This is a genomic window from Desulfosarcina sp. (assembly GCF_041551955.1).
In the GTDB taxonomy this organism is placed as follows: domain Bacteria; phylum Desulfobacterota; class Desulfobacteria; order Desulfobacterales; family Desulfosarcinaceae; genus Desulfosarcina.
Genome location: NZ_JBFELV010000256.1, coordinates 1 through 7,281 on the forward strand (window position 1 = coordinate 1; position 7,281 = coordinate 7,281).

At 42.4% G+C, this 7,281-nt stretch carries 4 protein-coding genes; 1 reads left to right on the plus strand and 3 read right to left on the minus strand.

Annotation, left to right across the window (positions count from 1 at the left end; genetic code table 11):
* Positions 1-278: 278 nt before the first annotated feature.
* The 3 genes from ABYV26_RS17000 to ABYV26_RS17010 all read right to left on the minus strand — a co-directional run bounded on the left by ABYV26_RS17000 (position 279) and on the right by ABYV26_RS17010 (position 5,498).
* Positions 279-2,087 carry a long-chain fatty acid--CoA ligase gene (locus tag ABYV26_RS17000; RefSeq protein ID WP_372682547.1) on the minus strand — a complete coding sequence of 603 codons (1,809 nt, stop codon included), beginning with the start codon at positions 2,085-2,087 and terminating at the stop codon, positions 279-281.
* A gap of 465 nt (positions 2,088-2,552) precedes the next feature.
* Positions 2,553-4,451, minus strand: a complete 1,899-nt coding sequence (locus tag ABYV26_RS17005) for an adenylate/guanylate cyclase domain-containing protein (protein ID WP_372682548.1) — start codon at positions 4,449-4,451, stop codon at positions 2,553-2,555.
* Positions 4,452-4,919: 468 nt separating this feature from the next.
* The gene (locus tag ABYV26_RS17010; protein WP_372682549.1) at positions 4,920-5,498 is read right to left on the minus strand and encodes a GAF domain-containing protein; all 579 of its coding nucleotides are present in this window, start codon (positions 5,496-5,498) and stop codon (positions 4,920-4,922) included.
* A gap of 478 nt (positions 5,499-5,976) precedes the next feature.
* Here ABYV26_RS17010 and ABYV26_RS17015 point away from each other — a divergent pair, with 478 nt between their 5' ends.
* Positions 5,977-6,936, plus strand: a complete 960-nt coding sequence (locus tag ABYV26_RS17015; protein WP_372682550.1) for a response regulator transcription factor — start codon at positions 5,977-5,979, stop codon at positions 6,934-6,936.
* The last annotated feature ends 345 nt before the right edge of the window (positions 6,937-7,281 follow it).

Genomic DNA, 7,281 nt, shown 5'->3' on the forward strand with positions numbered 1-7,281 from the left:
AGCGATCTGACTGGTTCATCTGTGATACATTGAGATCATCTTCGCTACGTAAACCTTGCCAGATCTGGTGATCCGTTGGAGATGTCTTTACCGGCCGAATTTTCTTAGAGCCTGTTTTAGCCAACACAAACATGCAAATTGAGCCTGGTTACTAGAGTCAGAGACGTACCGTGAGATATAGTAGGCGATGGATAGAAACCAATCGAATCATTTGATCAACCATAAGTTTAAGACCTTTAACCGTGAAAACTGGACCTTTGATCGGTCTGGACTGAGTTTTATTCGTTATACAGTGCTTCCAGGGCATCCCCAAATTTTTCCAGGAGTCGGGCCCGTTTTAATTTCAGGGTTTGAGTCAGTAGGCCGTTTTCTAAACTGAAGGGTTCGGCAAAGTAGAGAATCTTTTTTGGGATTTCATAACCGCCGTAGGTCTTTTGCAAGTGCGCGGTGATCTCGGCATCGAGAAAATCGGTGATTTCCTTCTTTTTAAGGAGCGTGGCAGGGTCATCATCGGCCAGCCCTTTCTTCAGGGCAACCGGTTTCAAAAAGGCCATGTCCGGGACGACGACGGCCACGTTGAAATCTTTGGCCGCTCCGTAAAGAAAGGCGCTGTTGACAAACCGGTTTAACTTTATGTCTTCCTCGATGGCAGCGGGGTGGACGTACTTGCCGTTGGATAGTTTGTACTCCTCCTTCAAGCGTCCCGTAATATGTAAAAACCCCTTCTCATCCAGCCAGCCGCGGTCTCCGGTCCATAACCCTCCGTCCTCCGTCATGACCTCAGCCGTCTTTTCCGGTTTGTTGTAATAACCCTGCATGATATTGGGGCCGTATGCGATGATTTCACCGTCCCGGCTCTCTTCACCCGTGTAGGTTTTATCTATCTTGATAAGGATATGTTTTCCAGGCCTGCCTACCGTTCCCATGACATTACCGTAAACCGGGCTATTGAAAGTCAATCCAATGGACGATTCGGTCAAGCCGTAACAGTCATAGGTTTCGATGCCTATATCTTGGAAAAAAAGTTTGATTTCTTCGTTCATGACTGCACTGCCGGTAATGGCCATTTTTAACCTGCCGCCGAAGTTTGCTCGGATTTTATCAAAAACCAGTTTATCCAAAATCTTGTATTTGATGCCGTCCTGGCCGGTTTTACGTTTCTTAATGGCTTCTTTTTTCGCCATTTTGAAAAGGATTTTGGCCAAACTACCTTTAGCTTGGATTTTGGCATGCAGGCCGGCATAGATATTGTTGAAAACCCGTGGGACAGCGACCAGAATGGTGGGTTTTACTTTCTGGATATCTTCCACCAAGGTATCCTGGCTGTCCATTAATCCGGCTGATCCGCCGCAGATGATGCCGTGGTAAAGTTCACCCACCTGCCCAAAGATGTGCGCCCACGGCAAAATGGAGAATGTGACTGTGTGCTCATCCAGGGGGGCAAAGCTGTCTCGTATAATCTTGAGCATGGACGCGTAATTACCGTGACTCAACAAAACGCCCTTGGGATCGCCCGTCGTGCCGGAGGTGTAAATCAAGCCGGCAATATCATCACGACATGGTTTGAACGCGGCGACCGGTTTGCTCGCTCCTAAGGCTTCCAGACGAGCGAGGGTATGATCGCCTTCACCACGAATCACCACGATTTTCTCCAAAGCCGGCAGGTCTTTGCGGATGGCGGCAATCTGATCATGAATTTCGGGATTGGCCACGAAAACCACTTTCATACCGCTGTCTTTCAAGATGTATTGCCAGGCAGACAGCAGTTCCTTTTCATACATGGGGATAAACCAGGCCCCCCGGCCATAGGTAGCGTGGGCGACCACAGGGTACTCGATTGAATTGTTCATGATGATGCCGACCACATCATCCTTTTCGACACCGATCTGGGCCAGGCCGCCGCGGAGATTGGCTGCCCGGGCGGCAATCTCGCCATGGGTTATCCATTCGTATGCTCCTGTATTCGGGTTTTTCACGCCCAGTGCAGGCCGGTCGCCGAATTTTTCAACCCCTTCATTACACAAGTCTACCAGATTGTAGGGCGGGTCCTGAAACCATTCCTCACGAGCATTGTCAAATTTACGCATGGGGGAATCCTCCTTTCTAAGAAACGAAACCGGCTGTTACTGATCGTTTTGACACCACATCCCACCGGGTCACCGGGGTGTCTTGTCAGGAACCAGGGCAATTGATCTGAAGAAATGAAAATTTATAGAAAACAAAGACTGCGTAAAAGGTATTGCATGCTGTTAGGGTGGGCTTTCTTTTTCAGGGCCAAATATGATTTGTGAGCGTTCGCAGCGTAGTATTGTTCCAACAGTAGACTCATCGTATTCACCCATAAGCTTACTGTAAACTTTGACATCCGCACAAAGAACGGCCGTCAGTTTGCGTTGGGTTGCATTCTCAACCATTGGATTCTCCCGGCGTTGTCGCTGGGTATATCACCAAACCGCTATGACTGATAAGTGTAGGCTTTATATTTTAACGGATTGGATATTCATTTTAATTTTATTGATGGGGGTATGCTTTTTTCAAACCATTGTGAAAACCTATTTTTCCGGAATTCCAGCCTCTCGATATGCATTGATAATGCGTGCTCTTTCGGTCTCATTCATTGCAGGGATGTTATTTTGAAATTTCGCTATGGTGAATGTTGGCTTAATCCGTAAAACTTCTGCAGCAAATTTTTTGGCCCGATCCCTATTTCCCAGAAGCTGATGTGCCCATGTGAGACCTTGATAAGCGAAAAGATAATCAGGATTTTTTTCAATAGCCTTGGTCCATAGCGGTAGCGCTTTTTCATACTGACCAGAGTAAGCATATGCCAATGCTAAATTATTCAAGAAATTAACTGGAGTAATCGGTTCGAGCCGAATGGCTTTTTCCAGATATGGAATGGCGTCATCATAGCGCCCAGCATTACGTAAAACCATTCCGAAAACAAAGTTTGCCGTAGCAGAGTTTGGAGCTAAATCAACAGACCTCTGGCTTTCTACAATCGCATTCTCATACTCTTTCCGCAGCATATATATAGAAGCAAGTAATCTATGCCCAGCCGCTTCGTCAGCAGAAAGACTAATTGCCTTCTGAGCAAATTGTTCGGCTGTTTCCAGTGATTTTTCACGGGACTTTGTCCTATAGAACCAGATATCATCGAGATGTGTCCAGCCCAGCAATAGATAAGCGTCACCATATTCAGGGTCCAATTCAATAGTTTCTTGAGCTAATTTCTTGGCTTGCAGGATATCTGCTTCCGTTCTTCGCCAATAATACTCCCATGCTTTTAAAAACTTCTCATATGCTTTTATATTTTTCGTCTTTATCAAGGAAAGCCGGCCCATGTCTGCGACTGATATCTTTACCTGCAACTCTGCCATGATTTTCATGGCAATTTCATCCTGTAGCGCAAAGATGTCCTTTATCTGCCGATCATATTTCTCCGACCATATATGATGTCCAGCAATAGCATCGATCAATTGAACAGTAATGCGTAGATGATCTTCAGAACGCTGGACACTGCCCTCCAGTACATACCGAACGCCGAGATCTTCTGCTACTTGATTCACTTTTACAGGATTGCCTTTGTACGTAAACGTAGAGTTACGGGAAATCACAAAAAGATATGGAACCTTTGACAGAGAGGCAATGATCTGCTCGGTGATACCGTCGCTTAAATAATCTTGCTGAGTATCCCCACTCATATTATCAAAGGGCAATACAGCTATAGATGGCAGTTCCGGAAGGGAATGGGCCATTTTCCCCACCACAGCAGGCTCTATCCTACCCGATTGATGAAGGTAGATATAGTATGAGATCAATCCACCGGTTACGATAGCTAATGTCAAAATAGCCGACATAGCGAGCTTGCGTGACATCCGCCCTAAAAAACGCTTTTCCCCAATTACCTTTCCAGCATATTGCGGTTTTGTTAAGATTTTATAGATCCTCACTGGATTTGAAATATTCTTTACCGCACGTTCCCCAAGGTATTCAAACCCATGAAGGACTTTCTTTTTGACCTGATCGAAAACCCCCCTGGAAATGCAAATGCCACCTGGATCAGCCAGGCTTTCAATCCTGGCAGCTACGTTTACGCCGTCGCCGTAGATGCGATCATCCTTGTGAAGGATATCCCCCAGATTGATGCCTATGCGAAATTCCATGCGACGATTGTCTGGCAATTTGCCATTTTCGGTTTCCAATGTGCGTTGAATTTCAACGGCACTATTTACGGCGTTCAGGGCTCCGCTGAACTCAGCGAGGATGTTATCGCCGGGTGCATCAACGACACTTCCGTGATGCGCTTCAATCAATTTGGTAATGATTTCCCGATATGCAGTAATGGTGTTGATCGTGTGTTCGTCATCGTCGCCCATCAGCTTGCTGTAGCCTTTGACATCCGCACTGAAGATGGCTCTGAGTTTACGCTGCATGCGGGTATCAGCCATGGTGCACCTCGATCTAAAATAGATTGGTGTCCGATCTTTGAAACAGCAGTTTGAATCGGTGAACGGTCAGCCGCAGGTGTCAAACGCAGGGTTTCACTAAAATCACAATAGTCTTGGAAAAGGGAGGGAAAATAAACAATCGCTATTACTTATGAATAGTATAAATCTGATTCAAAGGTCAAGAGTCAACCCGAGACCGGAAAAATGAACGACTTGGGGTGTGGTAACCGCTGTATATTGTGTTTGGCAGTTTGGTTGATGGTATTTGATACCAAACTAAGTTCTTTAAATATTTAGTTTTCTGGTGGGTTAAGATACATTGAGATCGTATTAGATAGGCGGCCCTTATCAAGAACCAATTTGTCCAAAAGAAATCGTTAAAAACCTCATCATTGCAGTGTGTTGGAGCTATTCATCCCACATTGATTGAAAAATAAATATGACAACCAATTTATTTAAGTTTACGGATTAACAAAAGCTATTAACACTCTTGTCAGTAATGTGCATTATTATCTTTTTCCGAGCTTTGTTGGTAACCAAGAGTTCATTATATTGTCTACTATTGTTAATGGCCACAGCCACCATGCGGGCGGCCAAGTTCAATAATTCAAGGTCATCGGTTGTAAAGTCACCGCTTTTTTTGTTTAAAGATTGAATTGTGCCTAAACAGTGATCCTTGTTATCGAGCAGGGGAGTACAGATCAGATTACGTGTTTGAAAACCAGTCATTTCATCTACTTCTTTATAAAAACGGGTGTCTTCATAAGCATTATTAATAACGGCAGATTGGCAATTTCTAAATACCCATCCAGCCACACCGTATGATTTTGGAATGCTGATTTCATGCTTCTCAAGATCGAGGGATGAAAAGATAGTTAGCTGTTGATTCCAGTGTTGAAAAATAAATATTGACGACCTTTCAGAATCAATAAATTGGTTTAGATAGTACATCGAAGCTGAAAGAAGTGTATCTATTTTGCTATCCAAGTCGAAAAGCTTTGAAAGTTCCTTTGCCAGCCGATAAGGGCGTGTCATGCTTTCTTCCATTTTTCATACCTCGCTTAATTGTTTTTAGATAATACCAAGGTTCCTGGACTAAAAATTTTTTCAACGACCTATCCTTCTATGCCTCATAATAGCTTTCATCTTCAGCGGCATATAATGACGTTGTAATGCTAAATACAATAATGGCGATGATTAGCATTATCATTTGCCCCGTATTATTGATTCTAACATTCTTAAGTAATTAAAATGTTTATGGAACTATCGGGTAATCACTTCATTCATCTTGACATGAATCGGTATCTAAAGTTAGGATAGAATTTGGGGATAACACATCAGGGGGACCGCCCCTGATCGAAACCTTCCAGTTATCCGATTCCCTTGCGAAACTATGTATAGATTAAAATGCTAATCTGAGAATCGTCAATTACCCAAAAGTTGTATTCTCATTAATTATCAGGATGTTGATTAAGAACTGAACGTGTCCGCACCTTAACTCGTCCTGGTACTGGATTAACCTGTTATGAACCGTGATGTCTCCTGCCGTGTTGTAATTCCTATTTTTAGATATGCGATCAAGCATGGAGTTAAGGTTGATCAATTGGCATCTGGAATTATTGAAAAGCAATACATGGAAAATCCAAATAATTGGATATCTCGTGATTTAGTCGTTGAGCTATTCAATAGATGCGAGAAGGTTTTTAATGACCCTTTTATAATGTATAAAATTGGACTTGAAGGATGGAGTCACCAAAAAGGGGCATATTCATCTTTCGTCCGTTTACTACTAAGGCCTTCATTAATCTTTAAATTTATGCCTAAACTTAACTCGATGCAGGTTAATTTTTTTAAGATGCATATAGAACGGATTAAACATAACCAAGTTGAATTTAAAATCTCATATACAGATAATAGTATGGCACATAGACACGGCTGTCTATTGAATCTTGGCTTTAGTGCTTCTTTCCCAACATATGTTTGGAAGGTCTCAAGTGATATTGTAGAACATGAATGCGTTTGTGATTGTGAACTGGAGAGCATTGCAAACTTGAATAGTAAACCAAAGATGATAAGGAACGTTAATTTTGGATCTAATCATTGTGTATACATGTTAAGGTGGGAGAAAAATCTACCAAACAAACATGCAGTAGGTTTTTCAAAAAACAACCAAGAACTTTTAGAAAATACTATAGATGAGTTACTGAAAGCTGAATCTAATGCACCAATAAAATTTACTAAACCCAATCCTACTATTATTGGTTTAAAACTCACAGAACTAAATTTATTCTCACCAAGGGAAATTCAAATTATCACACTCGTTTCACAAGGAATGAAAAATAAAGAAATAGCACAACATCTATTTATCAGCTCAGAAACAGTAAAAAAACATCTGAATAACGTTTATAGAAGGATGGGCGTTACTTCTCGGTTAGAATTAATTGCAAAAATATACGAACAGATTGTTAACATTTTAGAGGATTGAGTCTATGACCATAGGCTTTGGGGGTTTTGGGGATGTTATTTATCAGCCAACCTTACCATGCCTTTACTGATGATGTTTTAAGACGATCTTAATAAGTGTAATTATGGTAATTATTGCCGATACCTTATGGTGATCCTCACGATACCACCCGATTCCCCACTTTGGCAAGATTTGGTCCACTGTGATTATTTTCGAACATCGTTGAAAATTGCCAAGGCTGATATCTACCTGATTGTTGGCGGCATCAGTGAAATCCGTCATCATTTTTTTCATGTGATAGCAATTTGAAAGTCAACTACTCATCGGAAAAGGACAACCACCAGATGTAGCGGTTGGCCTTCCTAA

Coding starts and splice junctions, on each gene's coding strand:
- ABYV26_RS17000 (WP_372682547.1), bottom strand. CDS start 2,087: ATGCGTAAATTTGACAATGCTCGTGAGGAATGGTTTCAGGACCCGCCC.
- ABYV26_RS17005 (WP_372682548.1), bottom strand. CDS start 4,451: ATGGCTGATACCCGCATGCAGCGTAAACTCAGAGCCATCTTCAGTGCG.
- ABYV26_RS17010 (WP_372682549.1), bottom strand. CDS start 5,498: ATGGAAGAAAGCATGACACGCCCTTATCGGCTGGCAAAGGAACTTTCA.
- ABYV26_RS17015 (WP_372682550.1), top strand. CDS start 5,977: ATGAACCGTGATGTCTCCTGCCGTGTTGTAATTCCTATTTTTAGATAT.